Source organism: Micromonospora sp. NPDC002389 (genome assembly GCF_040296095.1).
Classification (GTDB): domain Bacteria; phylum Actinomycetota; class Actinomycetes; order Mycobacteriales; family Micromonosporaceae; genus Micromonospora.
The window spans coordinates 498,178-514,102 of record NZ_JBEOWP010000003.1 but is presented as its reverse complement, the minus strand read 5'-3'; the positions used below and the strand labels follow the sequence as shown (position 1 = coordinate 514,102).

At 72.3% G+C, this 15,925-nt stretch carries 16 protein-coding genes; 13 read left to right on the top strand and 3 right to left on the bottom strand.

Translation table 11 applies throughout. The features are described from left to right. Positions 1–114 precede the first annotated feature (114 nt). From ABT008_RS08485 to ABT008_RS08460, 6 genes are all read left to right on the top strand, one after another. Positions 115–1,104, top strand: a complete 990-nt coding sequence (locus tag ABT008_RS08485; protein ID WP_350694788.1) for a helix-turn-helix transcriptional regulator — start codon at positions 115–117, stop codon at positions 1,102–1,104. A 108-nt stretch (positions 1,105–1,212) separates the two neighbouring features. Continuing rightward, positions 1,213–2,217, top strand: a complete 1,005-nt coding sequence (locus tag ABT008_RS08480) for a helix-turn-helix transcriptional regulator (protein WP_350694786.1) — start codon at positions 1,213–1,215, stop codon at positions 2,215–2,217. 10 nt (positions 2,218–2,227) lie between these two features. Next, complete coding sequence (locus ABT008_RS08475; RefSeq protein WP_350694785.1) at positions 2,228–2,476, top strand: hypothetical protein; 249 nt, start codon at positions 2,228–2,230, stop codon at positions 2,474–2,476. Positions 2,477–2,655: 179 nt separating this feature from the next. After that, positions 2,656–2,976, top strand: a complete 321-nt coding sequence (tatA, locus tag ABT008_RS08470) for a Sec-independent protein translocase subunit TatA (RefSeq protein ID WP_131052329.1) — start codon at positions 2,656–2,658, stop codon at positions 2,974–2,976. An 18-nt stretch (positions 2,977–2,994) separates the two neighbouring features. After that, positions 2,995–3,945, top strand: coding sequence for a twin-arginine translocase subunit TatC (gene tatC, locus ABT008_RS08465; protein ID WP_350694783.1), 951 nt, complete (start codon positions 2,995–2,997; stop codon positions 3,943–3,945). 98 nt (positions 3,946–4,043) lie between these two features. Continuing rightward, entirely contained in the window at positions 4,044–4,988 is a 945-nt protein-coding gene (locus tag ABT008_RS08460) for a diacylglycerol kinase (protein ID WP_350694781.1), read from the top strand. Between the two features lie 554 nt (positions 4,989–5,542). On the opposite strand, the gene ABT008_RS08455 is transcribed toward ABT008_RS08460, so the two are convergent. Further along, a complete protein-coding gene (locus ABT008_RS08455) occupies positions 5,543–6,304 on the bottom strand; it encodes an HAD family hydrolase (RefSeq protein ID WP_350694780.1) in 762 nt (253 codons plus the stop codon). An 86-nt stretch (positions 6,305–6,390) separates the two neighbouring features. Between ABT008_RS08455 and ABT008_RS08450 the strand changes: the two genes are divergently transcribed. Beyond that, entirely contained in the window at positions 6,391–9,171 is a 2,781-nt protein-coding gene (locus ABT008_RS08450; protein ID WP_350694779.1) for a DEAD/DEAH box helicase, read from the top strand. 151 nt (positions 9,172–9,322) lie between these two features. Then, positions 9,323–10,213, top strand: a complete 891-nt coding sequence (locus tag ABT008_RS08445; protein WP_350694778.1) for an MHYT domain-containing protein — start codon at positions 9,323–9,325, stop codon at positions 10,211–10,213. 75 nt (positions 10,214–10,288) lie between these two features. Here the strand turns inward: ABT008_RS08445 and ABT008_RS08440 are convergent, their stop codons facing one another. Further along, positions 10,289–11,878, bottom strand: a complete 1,590-nt coding sequence (locus tag ABT008_RS08440) for a chitinase (RefSeq protein ID WP_350694776.1) — start codon at positions 11,876–11,878, stop codon at positions 10,289–10,291. Between the two features lie 154 nt (positions 11,879–12,032). On the opposite strand from ABT008_RS08440, the gene ABT008_RS08435 reads away from it, so the two are divergent. Next, positions 12,033–12,446 carry a type II toxin-antitoxin system Phd/YefM family antitoxin gene (locus ABT008_RS08435; protein WP_350694775.1) on the top strand — a complete coding sequence of 138 codons (414 nt, stop codon included), beginning with the start codon at positions 12,033–12,035 and terminating at the stop codon, positions 12,444–12,446. Here ABT008_RS08435 and smpB read toward each other — a convergent pair whose 3' ends face one another. Further along, positions 12,447–12,962: an SsrA-binding protein SmpB gene (gene smpB / locus ABT008_RS08430; protein WP_350694774.1), complete on the bottom strand. Its 516-nt coding sequence runs from the start codon at positions 12,960–12,962 to the stop codon at positions 12,447–12,449. 179 nt (positions 12,963–13,141) lie between these two features. Between smpB and ABT008_RS08425 the strand changes: the two genes are divergently transcribed. From ABT008_RS08425 to ABT008_RS08410, 4 genes are all read left to right on the top strand, one after another. Further along, on the top strand, positions 13,142–13,786 hold the full coding sequence (locus ABT008_RS08425; protein WP_350694772.1) for a maleylpyruvate isomerase family mycothiol-dependent enzyme: 645 nt from the start codon (positions 13,142–13,144) through the stop codon (positions 13,784–13,786). A gap of 334 nt (positions 13,787–14,120) precedes the next feature. Continuing rightward, on the top strand, positions 14,121–14,264 hold the full coding sequence (locus ABT008_RS08420) for a hypothetical protein (protein ID WP_350694771.1): 144 nt from the start codon (positions 14,121–14,123) through the stop codon (positions 14,262–14,264). Beyond that, positions 14,264–15,547: a YeiH family protein gene (locus tag ABT008_RS08415; protein ID WP_350694770.1), complete on the top strand. Its 1,284-nt coding sequence runs from the start codon at positions 14,264–14,266 to the stop codon at positions 15,545–15,547. The genes ABT008_RS08420 and ABT008_RS08415 overlap by 1 nt, the downstream gene beginning before the upstream one ends. A 166-nt stretch (positions 15,548–15,713) precedes the next feature. Further along, positions 15,714–15,911 (top strand): DUF397 domain-containing protein, encoded by a 198-nt coding sequence (locus ABT008_RS08410; RefSeq protein ID WP_350694768.1) that lies wholly within the window; start codon positions 15,714–15,716, stop codon positions 15,909–15,911. Positions 15,912–15,925: the final 14 nt, after the last annotated feature.

The window sequence follows — 15,925 nt, the reverse complement described above, 5'->3', positions numbered from 1 at the left end:
AAGGGACCCTTCCTATACACGAGGCGTTAGTAGGGGACCCCTCCTTACATCCGGAGGCATCCGGGGGCGGCGCGGGTGCGTGGCGGAAGCGGCGCGGCTGCTAGCGTCTACGCCGTGTCGCGAAGTCGCACCGAACGCCTGGTCAACCTGGTGATCTGCCTGCTGTCCACGCGGCGGTTCCTGACCGCTGCGCAGATCGCCGCGACCGTGCCCGGCTACGAGCACCACCCCGACGACGCCCGGGAACACGAGGCGTTCCAGCGCAAGTTCGAGCGTGACAAGGCCGAACTGCGGGAGTTGGGCGTACCGCTGGAGACCGGGACGGCGAGCGCCTTCGATACCGAGCCGGGTTACCGAATCGCCCAGCGCGAGTACGCCCTCCCCGACATTCCCCTGAAACCGGACGAGGCCGCCGCCGTCGGCATCGCCGCCCGGCTGTGGCAGCACGCCGGGCTGGCCGCCGCCGCCTCCTCCGGGTTGGCGAAGCTGCGCGCCGCCGGGGTGGACGTGGACCCGCAGGCCACCCTCGGTCTGGAACCCATGGTGACGGTCGACCCGGCGTTCGCCCCGCTGACCGCCGCCGCGCGGGACCGGCGCGAGGTCCGCTTCGACTACCGGGTACCGGACCAGGACGCACCCACCCGCCGCCGGCTGCAACCGTGGGGGGTGGTCTGCTGGCGTGGCCGGTGGTACGTGGTCGGCCACGACCTGGACCGCGACGCCGCCCGCTGCTTCCGGCTGTCCCGGGTCGCCGGTGCGGTCCGGGCCACCGGCTCCTCGGGCGCCTACCAGCCACCGGCCGACGTCGACCTGATCAGCCACGTGGCCCGCTGGTTCGGGCCGACCGAACGGCCCGGTCGGGCCACCGTGCTGGTGGCCTCGGGGCGGGCCGCCGGGCTGCGCCGCTGGGCGGTGGAGGTGACCGTCGGGCCGGAGGGCGACCGGCTGGTCCTGCCCTACGCCGACGCCGACTCCCTGGCCGGGCACCTGGTCGGCTACGGGCCCGACGTGCGCGTGCTCGACCCTCCGGAGGTCCGCGAGGCGGTCATCCAGCGCCTCAAGGAGATCGCCGTCCGGCACGACGAGATGGCGGTATCGCGGTGAGCGCGAGGAGTGAGCTTGCGAGCCCCGCAGTCGCGAGCGGAGGGTCGGTTCGGTGAGCGCGAGGAGTGAGCTTGCGAGCCCCGCAGTCGCGAACGGAAGGCCAGCTCAGTGAGTGCGAAGACCTCCTCCCGCACGTCCGCCGACCGGCTGGCCCGGCTGCTCAACCTGGTGCCGTACCTGCTCGCCCGGCCCGGCATCGAGATCGCCGAGGCGGCCGGCGACCTGGGCGTCACCGAGCGCCAGCTCCGTGAGGACCTGGAGCTGCTGTGGGTCTGCGGGCTGCCCGGGTACGGCCCCGGTGACCTGATCGACATGGCCTTCGACGGCGACCGGGTGACCATCACCTACGACGCCGGGATCGACCGGCCGCTGCGGCTCACGCCCGACGAGGCGCTGGCCCTGGTGGTGGCGCTGCGGATGCTGGCCGAGACGCCGGGCGTGGCCAACCGGGACGCGGTCGAACGGGCCCTCGCCAAGATCGAGGACGCCGCCGGTGACCAGGTGGCGGCCCCGGTGGAGGTACGGCTGCCCGGCGACACCGGCCGGGTGGAGCAGCTCCGTGCCGCCGTGGAGGGCGGCCGTGCGCTGCGCATCACGTACTACACGGCGGCGCGGGACGAGACCACCGAACGCGTCATCGATCCGCTGCGGGTGCTGATGGTCAGCGGGCGGACGTACGTCGAGGCGTGGTGCCGCCGGGCCGAGGCGGTCCGGTTGTTCCGGGCCGACCGGATCGACGCGGTCACCGAGCTGGCCGAGCCTGCCGTGGTGCCGCCACAGGCCCGCCCGCAGGACCTCAGCGAGGGCGTGTTCCGGCCCTCGTCGGAGCTGCCGCTGATCACGCTGCGGATCGGGCGGGGGGAGCGGTGGATCACCGAGTACTACCCCTGTGAGCGGATCGAGTCCGACGGCGAACGCTGGGTGGTCTCGCTGCGCGTCACCGACCTGGGCTGGGCCCGCCGGTTCGTGCTCGGCCTCGGGCCGGACGTCACCGTCGTGGCTCCGGCCGAGCTGGCCGAGCAGGTGCGGGACGCGGCCGTGGCGGCCCTGGAGGCGTACGCGACGCCGGTGTCACCGGGTGCGGACCCGGCGGCGCAGGCGGTCAGGCAGTAGGCTGGCGCCCGTGCTGAAGTGGATCGTGCTCGCGCTGGTGCTGGTGCCGTTGGTCGTCCTCGCGCTGGCGGTTCGTCCGGTGCTGGCCCGGTTGCCGCATCTGCGCCGGGCGGTCGGGCGGTTGCAGCGGCGGGCCGACGAGGCCGTCGCGCTGAGCGCCGCCGCGGAGAGCCTCCAGCAGCGCGCCGAGAGCCTGCAGAGCCGGTTGGAGACGACCGAGCAGCGGCTGACCCTGATCCGCGCGCGCCGGGGCGACTGAGCGCCGACCTGCCCTGATCCGGCCCCGCATGATCGATTCGGTGGTTGACGGGATGCTCGTACGTGGTCGAGACTTCACCCACCGGGACGCCCCTTCGCCCGGCGGGTGGCAACAGCCGATGACGCACGTACGATGGGCTGCGGTACACCCTCATCGACACAGAGCGACTGGAGTTTCCCATGGGTGCCCTCAGGCCCTGGCACATCGCCGTACTCGTGGTCGTGATGATCCTGCTCTTCGGTGCGAAGCGGCTTCCCGACGCGGCGCGCTCCCTGGGCCGCTCGCTGCGGATCATCAAGGCTGAGACCAAGAGCCTCGCCGACGACGACCGCGACCTCGCCGGCAAGGCCGACGCGCAGGCCGGCTACCAGCCGTACCCGCCGCAGCAGCCCCAGCAGGCCCCCCAGCAGCCGCCGTACCAGGGCACTGTGCAACCGCCGTACCAGGGTTCCGTGCAGCAGCCGGTCGCCGACCCGGTGCAGCGCGTCCGCGAGAACTGATTCCGGAGGCCGATCACCGTGGCCTTCGGACTCCGCAAACGCGGGCCGAGCAACTTCGAGCGGGCCGCCGACGGCTCGATGACCCTGGTCGAGCACTTCCGTGAGCTGCGCACCCGGCTGTTCAAGGCGTCGCTGGCCATCCTGGTCGGCTTCGGCATCGGAATCTGGCTGGCTGGTCCGGTCCGTCATTTGTTGTCGCAGCCGTACTGCCAGCTTCCCGGCAGTACGACGCCCGACGGTCGATGCAACTTCGTCCAGCTCGGGCCGGCGGACCTCTTCCTGCTCAACCTGAAGATCGGGTTGTGGGTCGGGTTGATCATTGCCGCGCCGATCTGGCTGTACCAGCTCTGGGCGTTCATCGCGCCGGGCCTGCACCGCAACGAGCGGCGGTACGCGTACGTCTTCACCGCCCTGGCGGCGCCGCTGTTCGCGGCCGGCGCCGTGCTGGCGTACTTCGTCACCTCCAAGGGCCTGGAGTTTCTGCTCCAGGTCTCCGGCGACGACATCAACACGACGCTGGACATCACCCGCTACATATCGTTCGTCACCAACCTGATCCTGCTGTTCGGGGTGGCGTTCGAGTTCCCGCTGATCGTGCTGATGCTCAACTTCGTCGGTATCGCCAGCGCGAAGAAGCTGCTCGGCTGGTGGCGGATCGCCGTCTTCCTGTTCTTCGCCTTCGCCGCGGTGGTCACGCCGACGCCGGACCCGTTCGGCATGACCGCGCTGGCACTGTGTCTGTGCGCGCTCTACTTCGCCGCCGTCGGGGTGGCGTTCCTCAACGATAAGCGGCGCGGGCGCGGCAAGGAGGTCTACGCCGGTCTCGACGACGACGAGGTCTCCCCGCTGGAGACCGACCCGGAGCCGGTACAGGCGGGCGCGCGGGTGGAGGCGTCCAGCCCGATCGACGCCCCCGAGCCGGTCATCGCACCCAGGCCGATCGAGCGGCGCTTCGACGACGTGACCTGACCGGACTGATCACCACGAACGCCGCTCCCGCCACGGGGCGGCGTTCGTGCTGTGCGGTCCGGGGAATTCGGCCCTTTCCCCGCTGACCGGGGGACCGGATGGCGGGTACGGTGCACGCCGTGACCGCAGACGATCACCTCCCGAACCCCGACGGGCCTGTCGCCGTACTGGCGAATCCGACCGCCGGGCGTGGCCGGCACCGGGGCCTGCTGCCGGACCTGGTGGATCGCCTCTCGACCGCCGGACGCCCGGTGCGGCTGCTGCGCGCGGGCAGCGCGCTCGAGGCGGAGGCGGCCTGTCGGGTGGCGGTCGCCGAGGGCGTGTCCGCGCTGGTCGCGGTGGGTGGCGACGGCACGGTGCACCGGGCGATGCAGGCGGTGGCCGGCACCACGGTACCGTTCGCCCCGGTACCCGCTGGCACCGGCAACGACTTCGCGATCGAGACCGGATTCCCGAGCGACCCGCGCGCGGCGGCGGACACCATCGCGGCGGCACTGCGCGAGGGCCGCAGCCGGCCGGTAGACCTGGCCAGGATGACCGGGTACGACGACACGGTGCGCTGGTACGGGGCGGTGCTCGCGGCCGGCTTCGACGCGATCGTCAACGAGCGGGCCAACCGGATGCGCCGGCCGAAGGGCGCCCGCCGCTACGACCTGGCGATCCTGGTGGAGTTGGCCCGACTGCGTCCACGTCGGTACACCCTCACCCTCGACGGCGAGCTGATCGAGGTCGACGCGGTGCTGGTGGCGGTCGGCAACAGCGCCAGCTACGGCGGCGGGATGCGGATCTGCCCGGACGCGGACCCGACCGACGGGCTGCTCGACGTGGTGGTCGGCGGCCGGTTCGACCGTCGTACCCTGATCCGCGTCAAGCCGCGCATCTACGCTGGCACGCACGTCGAGCACCCGCTGGTACGCACCTACCGCGCACGCACGGTGACCGTGGCTGCCGAGGACATCACCACGTACGCCGACGGCGAGCGCTCGCTACCCCTCCCGGTCACCGTCACCGCCGTCCCGGCCGCCCTCCACCTCCTCCGCTGACCCCTGCTCTCACCCTGCGCTCCCCGCTCCACCCTTCGCCCCCGCAGCCGCCTCCGCCCTGGCCGCTCTCACAGGCCGCCCTCGTCCCTCTGCCCCTGCTGCCCCCGCCCGCACGCCCGCCGCACTCCCCGCGCACGTCAGGCCGTTCCCGTCCGCACGGCCGTTGTTCTCCCTGCGCACGTCAGACCGTTCCCGTCCGCACGGCCGTCGTCTTCCCTGCGCACGTCAGGCCGCCCTGGCCCGCACGCCCGCCGCACTCCCTGCCTACGCCAGGTCGCACGCCCGCCGCCGACTTTCCGCACCTCACGCTGACGCCGCCGATCAAGGAGTTGTGGCGGCCGAGAATGCGAACAAAAGCCGCGAACCAGCGACCACAACTCCATGATCGCGAGAGCTGCCCGAGCCCGAGCCCGCGCCCGAGCCCGCCTCGTTGATCAAGGAGTTTGGTCGCGCCTAGAGGCGGCGGGTGACGCAAACTCCTTGATCAACCGGACCCCCGGGCGGGCAGGTGCCGGCGGGGAAGGCGGGAGGGTGGGGAGGGGTGGGGGAGGGGGTTAGGGGTGGGGGAGGAGGTCCAGGACGGAGCCGAGGCCGTTGGGGCGGCCGGGGTCGGCGGGGGGTAGGACCAGGACAGCGCATCCGGCGGCCACGGCTCCGGCGTCGGCGGGGGTGTCGCCGACCATCAGCGACTCCTCCGGGTCGACGCCGAGCATCCCGCAGGCGCGCCAGAAGATCGCCGGGTCGGGCTTGCAGCGGCCCACCTCGTAGGAGAGCACGAACGCGTCGACCAGGTCGGCGAGGCCCCAGGCGTCGAAGATGGGTCGCAGGTCGAAGCCGATGTTGCTGACCACGCCCACGCGTACGCCGGCCGCCCGTAGCCCGGCCAGCGTCGGGGCGGTGTCCGGGTACGGCACCCAGCCCTCCGGCACCAGCACGCGCTCGTAGAGGGCGTCGGCGAACCCGTCGATCCCGGCGTCGACCGTGGCGGCCAGCCCGGTGTACGCGCCCCGGTGGGCGTGCTCGTAGAGGTCACGGTCGGCCCAGAGCTCGGCCAGTCGGGGCGGCACCCGGCCGGGCAGCGGTCCACCGGCCCGGCCGGCGGTGAGCAGTCGGTCGGCCAACGAGGTGGCGCGCATCCGGTCCAGCGTCACGCCGCACGCCGCCGCAGCGGCCAGCACCCACTCCCTGGGCTCCTCGACCTGCGCGAGCGTGCCGTGGAAGTCGAGCAGCACCGCCCGTACGGGCCGGCGGGACGGCTCGCGGCGGGTGTGGTCGACGCCGGGGAGGGCATCGGTCGGTTCGGGATGATCCGGCACGACGTGCACCCTACCGACCCACCCGGACAGCCCTGTCGGACGGCCTTGTCGGGTGGCCGTCGGTGGCACGCACTAATCTTGGTGACATGTCGAGCCCCGCCGAGCGGTACGCCGCGGCACGTCGCCGGGCCGCCCAGGCCTCACAGTTCCCGGCGCTGGAAGAGTTCACCGCCGATCTCGGGTTCGACCTCGACGACTTCCAGCGTGAGTCGTGCCAGGCGCTGGAGCGGGGCAGCGGGGTGCTGGTGTGCGCCCCGACCGGGGCCGGCAAGACCGTGGTCGGCGAGTTCGCCGTACACCTGGCGTTGCGGGGTGCCCCCGGGCAGCCGGCGCCGGCCGACGGCGCCCGCCGCAAGTGCTTCTACACCACGCCGATCAAGGCGCTGTCCAACCAGAAGTACCACGACCTGGTCGACCGCTACGGTGCCGAGCAGGTCGGGCTGCTCACCGGCGACAACGCCATCAACGGTGACGCGCCCGTGGTGGTGATGACCACCGAGGTGCTGCGCAACATGCTCTACGCCGGGTCGAGCACCCTCCAGGGCCTCGCGTACGTGGTGATGGACGAGGTCCACTACCTGGCCGACCGGTTCCGGGGCGGGGTGTGGGAGGAGGTCATCATCCACCTGCCCGCCTCGGTCACGCTGGTGTCGCTGTCGGCGACCGTGTCCAACGCCGAGGAGTTCGCCGACTGGCTGATCACCGTGCGCGGCGAGACCACGGTGGTGGTCAGCGAGCACCGTCCGGTGCCGTTGTGGCAGCACATGCTGGTCGGCAAGCGGATGTTCGACCTGTTCCACGACGCGGACGCCGCCCGCAAGCACGACGTGCACCCGGAGCTGCTGCGGTACACCCGGGACACGGTGCGCCGCCTCGACCTGGGCGAGGGGCGGTCCGCCGGGCCGGGTGCCGGGCGGCGGGGGCCGCGCTGGCGTGGGCCGTTGCGGCCGGACATCGTGGACCGGCTGGACCGCGAGGGCCTGTTGCCGGCGATCCTGTTCATCTTCAGCCGGGCCGGCTGCGACGCGGCGGTGCAGCAGTGTCTGGCGGCCGGGCTGCGGCTCACCTCGCCCGAGGAGCGGTCGGAGATCCGGCGGGTGGTGGAGTCCCGGATCACCGCCATTCCGGGCGAGGACCTGTCGGTGCTGGGCTACTGGGAGTGGCTCGACGGTCTGGAGCGCGGGCTGGCCGCCCACCACGCCGGCATGCTGCCGGCGTTCAAGGAGGTCGTCGAGGAGCTGTTCGTCCGGGGGCTGGTGAAGGCGGTCTTCGCCACCGAGACGCTTGCCCTGGGTATCAACATGCCGGCCCGATGCGTGGTGCTGGAACGCCTGGTCAAGTACAACGGCGAGGCCCACGTCGACCTGACCCCGGGGGAGTACACGCAGCTCACCGGGCGGGCCGGGCGGCGGGGCATCGACGTCGAGGGGCACGCCGTGGTGGTGTGGTCCCCGGAGACCGATCCGCGGCACGTGGCGGGGCTGGCCTCCACCCGGACGTACCCGCTGCGGTCCAGCTTCCGGCCCTCCTACAACATGTCGGTCAACCTGGTCGGCAGCGTCGGCGCGGCACCCGCCCGCGAGCTGCTGGAGTCGTCGTTCGCGCAGTTCCAGGCGGACCGGTCGGTGGTCGGCCTGGCCCGGCAGGTGCAGCGCAACACCGAGACCATCGAGGCGTACGGCGCGGAGGCGGCCTGCCACCACGGCGACTTCGACGAGTACTTCGCGCTGCGGGTGGCCATCGCCGACCGGGAACGGGCGATCGCCCGCCAGGGGCAGAGTCAGCGCCGGGCGGCGGCGGTGGCGGCGCTGGAACGCCTGCGGGTGGGTGACGTGATCCGGGTGCCGTCCGGGCGCCGGGCCGGTCTGGCCGTGGTGCTCGACCCGGCGGCCGGTGGGTTCAGCGAGCCCCGGCCGTTGGTGCTCACGCAGGACCGGTGGGCGGGCCGGATCAGCCCCGGCGACTTCACCACCCCGGCCGAGGTACTGGCGCGCATCCGGGTGCCCAAGCACTTCAACCACCGCAACCCGGCCGCCCGACGGGACCTGGCGGCCCAGGTCAGCGGCACCGGATTGGACCGGCACTCCCGGCGGGGCGCGCGCGGCCGGCAGTCGGGGGAGGACCACCGGCTGACCCAGCTCCGCACCGAGATGCGGCGGCATCCCTGCCACGCCTGCCCGGAGCGGGAGGAACACGCCCGCTGGGCGGAGCGTCGCCGTCGGCTGGAGCGGGACACCGAGGAGCTGCGGCAGCGGGTCTCCGGCCGGACGGGGTCGTTGGCGCGTACGTTCGACCGGATCGTGGCCCTGCTCACCGCGCGCGGCTACCTGACCGCCGAGGGCGCGGTGACCGACGCCGGGCGGATGCTGGGGCGGATCTGGACGGAGACCGACCTGCTGGTGGCGGAGTGCCTGCGGCGCGGGATCTGGGACGGGTTGTCCCCGGCCGAGCTGGCGGCGGCGGTCTCGGTGGTGGTCTTCGAGGCGCGCCGGGACGTCGACGAGCGGGCGTCGCTGCCGCGTGGCGCGGTCGCCGAGTCGGTCGACGCCACGTTGAAGCTGTGGAGCGAGATCGAGGCCGACGAGGCGGCACGGGGCCTGGCCGTCACGCGGGAGCCCGATCTGGGCTTCGCCTGGCCGGTCTACCGCTGGGCCCGGGGTGAGGCGTTGGCGAAGGTGCTGTCCAGCGGGCACGAGTTCGACGGCGAGATGCCGGCCGGTGACTTCGTCCGGTGGGCGCGTCAGGTGGTGGACCTGCTCGGGCAGTTGGCCGACTCGGGTGGCGCCTCGACCGAGTTGCGGGCCACGGCCCGGCAGGCGATCGCGGCAGTGAACCGGGGAGTGCTGGCCTACCATTCGCCCGCGTGAGTGTCACCGTCGGGAATCGACGCATCGCTGAGTGAGCGCGACAACACGGCGCGAAGTGCCCCCGAACGCCTATTGTGCCTGCTCTGGTGCTCCCCGATCATGTCTTCGGCGCGTCGCTACGCGCTGGTAGCAGCTCTGGGGGGAGCCCATTGTGGCGGAAATCAATCATTTTGAATACGGATGGATCACGCCGGGGATCAGTTACGCCCTGTCCGTGCTGGGTTCCATCCTCGGCCTGATCTTCGCGGGCCGGATAAGGATCGCGCAGTCCACGGGGCAGAAGATCTGGTGGGGGACGCTCGCGGCGTGGGCGCTCGGTGGCACCGCGATCTGGACGATGCACTTCATGGCGATGCTCGGCTTCGCGGTGACCGGCTCGCGGATCCGGTACGACGTGCCGATCACCGTCGCCAGCGCCCTGTTGGCGGTGATCGCGGTCGGCATCGGTCTGGCCATCGTGGGCACCGGCCGGCTGTCCGCGGTCCGCATCCTGGCCGGCGGCCTGTTCACCGGTCTCGGTGTGGCGGCGATGCACTACAGCGGCATGGCCGCGATGCGGTTGGACGGCCAGATCGGTTACGACCCGCTGCGCGTGGCGGCGTCGATCGTGATCGCGGTGGTTGCCGCCACCGTGGCGCTCTGGCTCGCGGTCACCGTCCGTCGCGGGCTGGCGATCTTCGGTTCGGCGCTGGTGATGGGTGTGGCGGTCAACGGCATGCACTTCACCGGGATGAGCGCGATGTCGGTGCATCTGCACGACCATCGGACCGAGCTGGCCGGGGCCACGGTCAGCACCATGCTGCTGCCGATCGTCCTGCTGGTGATCTTCGGCGTGGTGGGCCTGGTGTACGCCCTGCTCGCTGCCCCGACAGAGGAGGACCGGGCGGCGATGGCGTACCTGGACTCGCTGCGCGACCCGGCCGCCACCGCGCCGGTACCGGCCGCGGTCACCGCGCCCGATCCGGTCGGGCTGCGCGCCCGGTCGAGCCTGGCCCGGCCCGGTGCGCAGTTTCCGTCCCGCCGGGACCGTCCGACGCGCTGAGCGTCGGCCCGGCCCCCGGGCCGGTGGTGGCCCCGAGCAACGGCGCTCGGGGCCACCATCGTGTGTGGCCACCGGTCAGGGCAGCGCCTTGAGGAACGGGCCGTGGTTGCGGCCGAACTCCCACTGGTAGAAGCGGTCCCAGTTGATCGACCACGTCATCAGGCCACGGAAGTTCGGGTTGGTGCCGCTGCGGGGCGTGTAACCGCCGCAGTTCTGTCCCCGCACCAGGCAGGTGACGGCCGCCTGGACTCCGGCCGGGGCGACGTAGCCGTTGCCCGCGCTGACCGACGACGGCGCGCCGAAGGCGACCTGGTCCTCCCGCAGCGCGGGGAAGACGCGGTCCGGGTTGCCGGCCACCGGGAAGCCGGCGAGCAGCATGTCGGTCATCGCGATGTGGAAGTCGGCCCCGCCCATGGTGTGGTACTGGCCGTCCAGCCCGACGATCGGGCCCGAGTTGTAGTTCTGCACGTGCAGCACGGTCAGGTGGTCCCGCAGCGCGTGGATCACCGGCAGGTACGACCCGGCGCGCGGGTCCTGCCCGCCCCACGGGCCCGGCCCGTAGAACTGGTGACCGAGCTGGACGAAGAACGTCTCCGGCGCCATGGTGAGCAGGAAACCGGACCCGTAGCGCTGCTTGAGCGTACGGATCGCCGAGATCAGGTTCACCACGACCGGGGTGGTCGGGTTGCGGAAGTCGGTGTCGCCGGGATTCAGGTACAGGGAATGGCCCTCGAAGTCGATGTCGAGCCCGTCGAGGCCGTACCGGTCGACGATCGCCGACACCGAGCGGACGAAGGTGTCCCGGGCGGCGGTGGTGGTGAGCTGGACCTGCCCGTTCTGCCCGCCGATGGAGAGCAGCACCTTCTTGCCCTGCTGCTGCTTGGCCCTGATCGCGGCGGTGAACTCGGCCTCGCTCTCCACACCCGGACATTCGCTGGCCGGGCAGAGCTGGAACCGGATGTCGCCGGAGGTGACCGTGGTGGGCTCGCCGAAGGCGAGGTTGATGACGTCCCAGTCGGCCGGTACGTCGGCCATCCGCAGGTAGCCGGAGCCGTTGGCGAAGCTGGCGTGCAGGTAGCCGATCAGAGCCCGTCGGGGCAGCCCGCCGGTGGGCGGCGTGGTCGGCGGCGGTGTGCTGGGCGGTGTCGTGGTGGGCGGCGGCGTGGTGGGTGGCGCGGTGGTCGGCGGTGGGGTGCTGGGTGGTGTCGTGGTGGGCGGCGGTGTGGTGGGTGGCGCGGTGGTCGGCGGGGTGGTCGGTGTGCCGCCGCCGCAGGACGCGCCGTTGACCAGGCAGTCGGTGGGTGATCCGGGTCCGGTGGCCAGGAAGCCGAAGGAGGCCGAGGCACCCGGGGCGAGGGTGCCGTTCCAGGACCGGTTGGTGAAGGTGTGCCGCTGACCGGCGCTGCTGACGGTGGCGTCCCAGAAGGAGCCCAGGGTGGTCCCGGCGGGCAGCGTGAAGGCGACCTGCCAGGAGGTGATCGTGCTGCTGCCGCCGTTGGTGACGGTGTACCTGCCCTCCCAGCCGGTGCCCCAGTCGGCGGTCTTCACGAAGCTGGCGGTGGGGCCGGCGGCCTGTGCCGGGGTGGCCGCCACCAGCGTGGTGGCGGCGACGGTGGCCAGGGCCGCGACGGCGGTGAGCAGTAGATGTCGGGTGGGGCGACGCATCCGGACCTCCCGGGGGACGAGGGCCGTCGATCGACGGATGCACAATTATTAAGATTGTTTACTGTAGATGTCCAGGGTTCGGTGGCCGTCCGGTCGGCACGCTCCCTGATGGACGGTTGCGGAAAGTGTCGTACCCCGCACCCACCATGTATTCATGGCTGTCCCCGCCCTCACCCCAGGCGCCGTCCCGCCGCGCTCGCTGCCGTTGCGCGAGGCGCGCACCCGACTGAGTCAGCTCGTCGCCATGGCGGAGCTGACCGACACCGTCACCGTGATCACCCGCGACGGCGATCCCCGGCCGGTCGCCGCGATCGTGCCGCCGGGCGCGGTGCGCACCGCCACCCAGGCCCGCGCCGACGCCGACCGGCTCGCCGAGGTCACCGCCGGCTGGGCTCGCCGGCTGGAGGCCCAACGGGAGCAGAGCGGCCGTCGACACGCCGCCGAGCTGCGCGCGGTGACGACCGCGCTCGCCGAGGTCTGGGCGGAGCTGGAGCGACGCGCTCCGGCCGGCGGTGACCCGGCGCTCGACCGGCTGCGCGCGGCGCACGAACACCTGCTCGCCGGCTGATCACCGACCGGTCCCGCGCCCCTCGGCGTACCGGCCCGTCCGCCCCTTCAGGCGACGGCCCATCTCCCGGGCGATCTCCCGGTCGGCGTCCCGGGCGGCCAACGCCTGCCGCTTGTCGTACGCCTTGCGGCCCTTGGCCAGCGCCAGCTCGACCTTGGCCCAGCCGCCCGAGAAATACATCGACAGCGGCACCAACGTGATCCCGCCCTCGCGGGTCTGCGCCAGGATGCGCTCGATCTCCACCCGGCGCAGCAGCAGCTTCCGGGTCCGCCGAGGCGCATGGTTCGTCCAGGTGCCGTAGCCGTACTCCGCGATGTGCAGGCCGTACAACATGATCTCGCCGTCGAGTTCCTGGGCGAAGGCGTCGACGAGCGAGACCCGCTTCTCCCGCAGCGACTTGACCTCGGTGCCGGCCAGCACGATCCCCGCCTCGTACGTCTTCAGGATCGTGTAGTCGTGCCGCGCCTTGCGGTTCGACGCGACAACCGTCCGCTCGCTGCCACCGGAGGTGCCCACCCGGCGAAGGATAGTGCCTGGCCGCCCCGGTCGCGCAGGCTCACCCGGCCCCGTCGACCGGCCGCCGTCCGGCGGGCCTCCTCGGCGCGCGGAACCCCTCCGGTCCGGTGGACCTTCTCGGCGACCCGTGCGCCAGGTCACGTCGGGCCGCCGGGACCAGGTCGGTAGGCTGCCCGGCGATGAACTCCGCCGACTCCAGCGATTCCGCGCGCACCGCCGACCAGATCGTCGCTGCCCGTGGTGCCCTGGCCGACGATCTCGCCGACCTGACCGATGCCCAGTGGGCCACCCGCTCGCTCTGCGGCTCCTGGACCGTCGAGGAGACGCTGGCGCATCTGACCTCGGCCGCGCGGATGACTCCGTTCCGCTGGATCCGCAGCATGGCCGCAGCCGGTTTCCGCCCGGACGTGCACAACCGGCGTCGCCTGCGCGAGCAGCTCGGTGCCACGCCCGCCGACACGCTGGCGACGTTCCGGGCCGCCGTGCCCGCCACGACCGCCCCGTCGGGGCACACCGCCGCGTGGCTGGGCGAGGTCGTCGTGCACGGCCAGGACATCCGCCGCCCGCTGGGGCTGCCCGGCGGGCCGACGGTCGAGGCGGCCACCACGGTCGCCGAGTTCTTCGTGTCCAGGAACTTCGCCGTCAACAGTCGCAACGTGGCGAAGGACCTGCGGTGGGAGGCGACCGACGGGCCGTTCCGCAGCGGTGCCGGCCCGGTCGTCCGGGGGACGACGGAGGCGCTGGTGATGGTTCTCGCGGGCCGACGTGCCTACCTCGCGGACATCACCGGCGACGGTGTCGAGACGGTGAGCGCCCGCATCTAGGGCACCGGCGCGGCACCGTGCCGATCCATCGCCGTGGCCCGGCGACTCGGCCCTCGTCGAGGGACATGTGGTTCGCCCGAAACGTGGACAGCCCTTGTATTCCTACTTTGCCGGTAGGAATATAGTTCGGTGGTCACCGATCCTCGACTCACCTCCCGCCGGTTCGTCGACCTGATGCGGGTCGCCTCGGAGCTCTGTACCTGCTCGGGCCGCGCCTGACCGGCGCGAGCCCGACATCGAGCCCGTCCGCCCGTGTCACCCGGCGGATCCGATCACCAAACGCGTCCGTACGCCCTCGGCGTCGCCGTGCCCTCACACCCCCGGAGGAACCGCCATGAGTGCCCCCGAACCACCGCCCACCCCCACCACGCCGGAGAGCCGGTTCGCCATCAACGAGGACTGGGCCGCCACCCTCCTCGGCCTGGCCCTGCTCGGGCTGGTCCTGATCGGCGTCATCCCCGCCGGGCTGGTGCCCTGATGACCACCGACGCCAGCCGACCCGCGACCGGCACCACCGCACCCGCCGAGGCGGACTCCACCGCCCCGGTCGACCCCGGGACCACCACCGGCTCGACGGCCACCACGGACGGCTCCGCAGCGGGCGCGACCGGCGCGCCCGTACACACCGAATCGGCACCCGCCGGACCGGCGGGCCTGCCGCCCGCCGCGACACCGCCGCCCGGCGGCTCCTTCTGGGCCTGGACCGCCGTGGGCCTACTGGTCGTCCTCGTCCTCGCCGTGCTGACCCGCTATCTCGAACAGAACGTGCCCGCGTGGGCCGAGGGCACGGCGGTCGAGGACGTCGCGGGGGCGATCGAATATCCGGTGTACGCCATCCTGCTCGGCCTGCTCGGCAACGTGGTGGTGACGCTGACCGGGCTGCGGGACCGCATCGCCGCCGCGTTCCGCACCGAGTTCTTCATCAAGACCGGTCTGGTGCTGCTCGGTGCGTCGATCAACCTGGCGGTCATCGCCAGCGCCGCCGGTCCGGCCATCGCCCAGGCGTTGCTGCTGATCAGCGGCGTGTTCCTGTTCACCTGGTGGCTCGCCGGGCGGCTCGGTCTGGACGACAAGCTGCGCGCCCTGCTCGCCTCCGCCGTCTCCATCTGCGGAGTCAGCGCCGCCATCGCCGCCGCCGGTGCGGTACGCGCCCGGCGGGAGCAACTGGCGTACACGGCCAGCCTGGTGATCGTCTTCGCGTTGCCGTCGATCTTCCTGCTGCCCTGGCTGGCCGACGTGCTCGGGTTGGAGTCGGCGGTGGCCGGTGCCTGGATCGGCGGCAACATCGACACCACCGCCGCCGTCACCGCCGCCGGTGCGCTGGCCGGTGACGAGGCGTTGCAGATCGCCAGCATCGTCAAGGTCACCCAGAACGCGCTGATGGGCGTGGTCGCGGTGGCGCTGACCGCGTACTTCGCGCTGCACGTCGAGCGCCGGGCCGGCGCGGCCCGTCCGGGGATCGGTGAGCTGTGGCGCCGGTTCCCGAAGTTCGTCCTCGGCTTCGTCGCCGCGTCGGTGATCGCCACCTGGTACCTCGACGTCGCCGGTGCGGACGGCAAGGCCACCATCGCGATCGTCAACGACCTGCGGACCTGGTTCTTCATCCTGGCCTTCGTCAGCATCGGCCTGGAAGTGCGGGTGGCGGCGCTGCGGCAGGCCGGGTGGCGGCCGGTGGCGGTCTTCGGTGCCGCCACCGTGTTCAACCTGGTCCTCGCGCTGGGACTGGCCTCGGTGCTGTTCGCCGGCTTCTCGACGAGCTGAGGCGGGTCGGACGCGTGGCCGGGAACCGGTTCCTCCCGCCGGTTCCCGGCCGAAATCTCGGAAAATGCCACTGCTCATGAACAGCTTCAAGCTGTGGCTCTGGGACCGAAGCCCACTCGGGATAGGCTGCTCGCGTTGGCCGAGGAGTTGGTCAAGTAGGACCCGCATGAACCCGAGTCGCCTGACCTGGCGCAAGAGCACCCGGTCGGGGTCGACCGGGAACTGTGTCGAGGTGGCCGACAATCTCCCGGCCGTGGTCGCGGTGCGGGACAGTAAGGATCGGCAGGGGCCGGTGCTGTCGTTCAGCTCCGACCAGTGGGCCGGCTTCGTCCGGGGCGTCAAGGGCGGCAGACTCACCGCCTGAGCGGCGAAACTCCT

Excerpts from the sequence above, each read along its gene's own strand:
- ABT008_RS08420 (WP_350694771.1), top strand. The coding sequence starts at position 14,121 with ATGAGTGCCCCCGAACCACCGCCCACCCCCACCACGCCGGAGAGCCGG.
- ABT008_RS08460 (WP_350694781.1), top strand. The coding sequence starts at position 4,044 with ATGGCGGGTACGGTGCACGCCGTGACCGCAGACGATCACCTCCCGAAC.
- tatA (WP_131052329.1), top strand. The coding sequence starts at position 2,656 with ATGGGTGCCCTCAGGCCCTGGCACATCGCCGTACTCGTGGTCGTGATG.
- ABT008_RS08435 (WP_350694775.1), top strand. The coding sequence starts at position 12,033 with ATGGCTGTCCCCGCCCTCACCCCAGGCGCCGTCCCGCCGCGCTCGCTG.
- ABT008_RS08440 (WP_350694776.1), bottom strand. The coding sequence starts at position 11,878 with ATGCGTCGCCCCACCCGACATCTACTGCTCACCGCCGTCGCGGCCCTG.
- ABT008_RS08410 (WP_350694768.1), top strand. The coding sequence starts at position 15,714 with ATGAACCCGAGTCGCCTGACCTGGCGCAAGAGCACCCGGTCGGGGTCG.
- ABT008_RS08450 (WP_350694779.1), top strand. The coding sequence starts at position 6,391 with ATGTCGAGCCCCGCCGAGCGGTACGCCGCGGCACGTCGCCGGGCCGCC.
- ABT008_RS08415 (WP_350694770.1), top strand. The coding sequence starts at position 14,264 with ATGACCACCGACGCCAGCCGACCCGCGACCGGCACCACCGCACCCGCC.
- ABT008_RS08425 (WP_350694772.1), top strand. The coding sequence starts at position 13,142 with ATGAACTCCGCCGACTCCAGCGATTCCGCGCGCACCGCCGACCAGATC.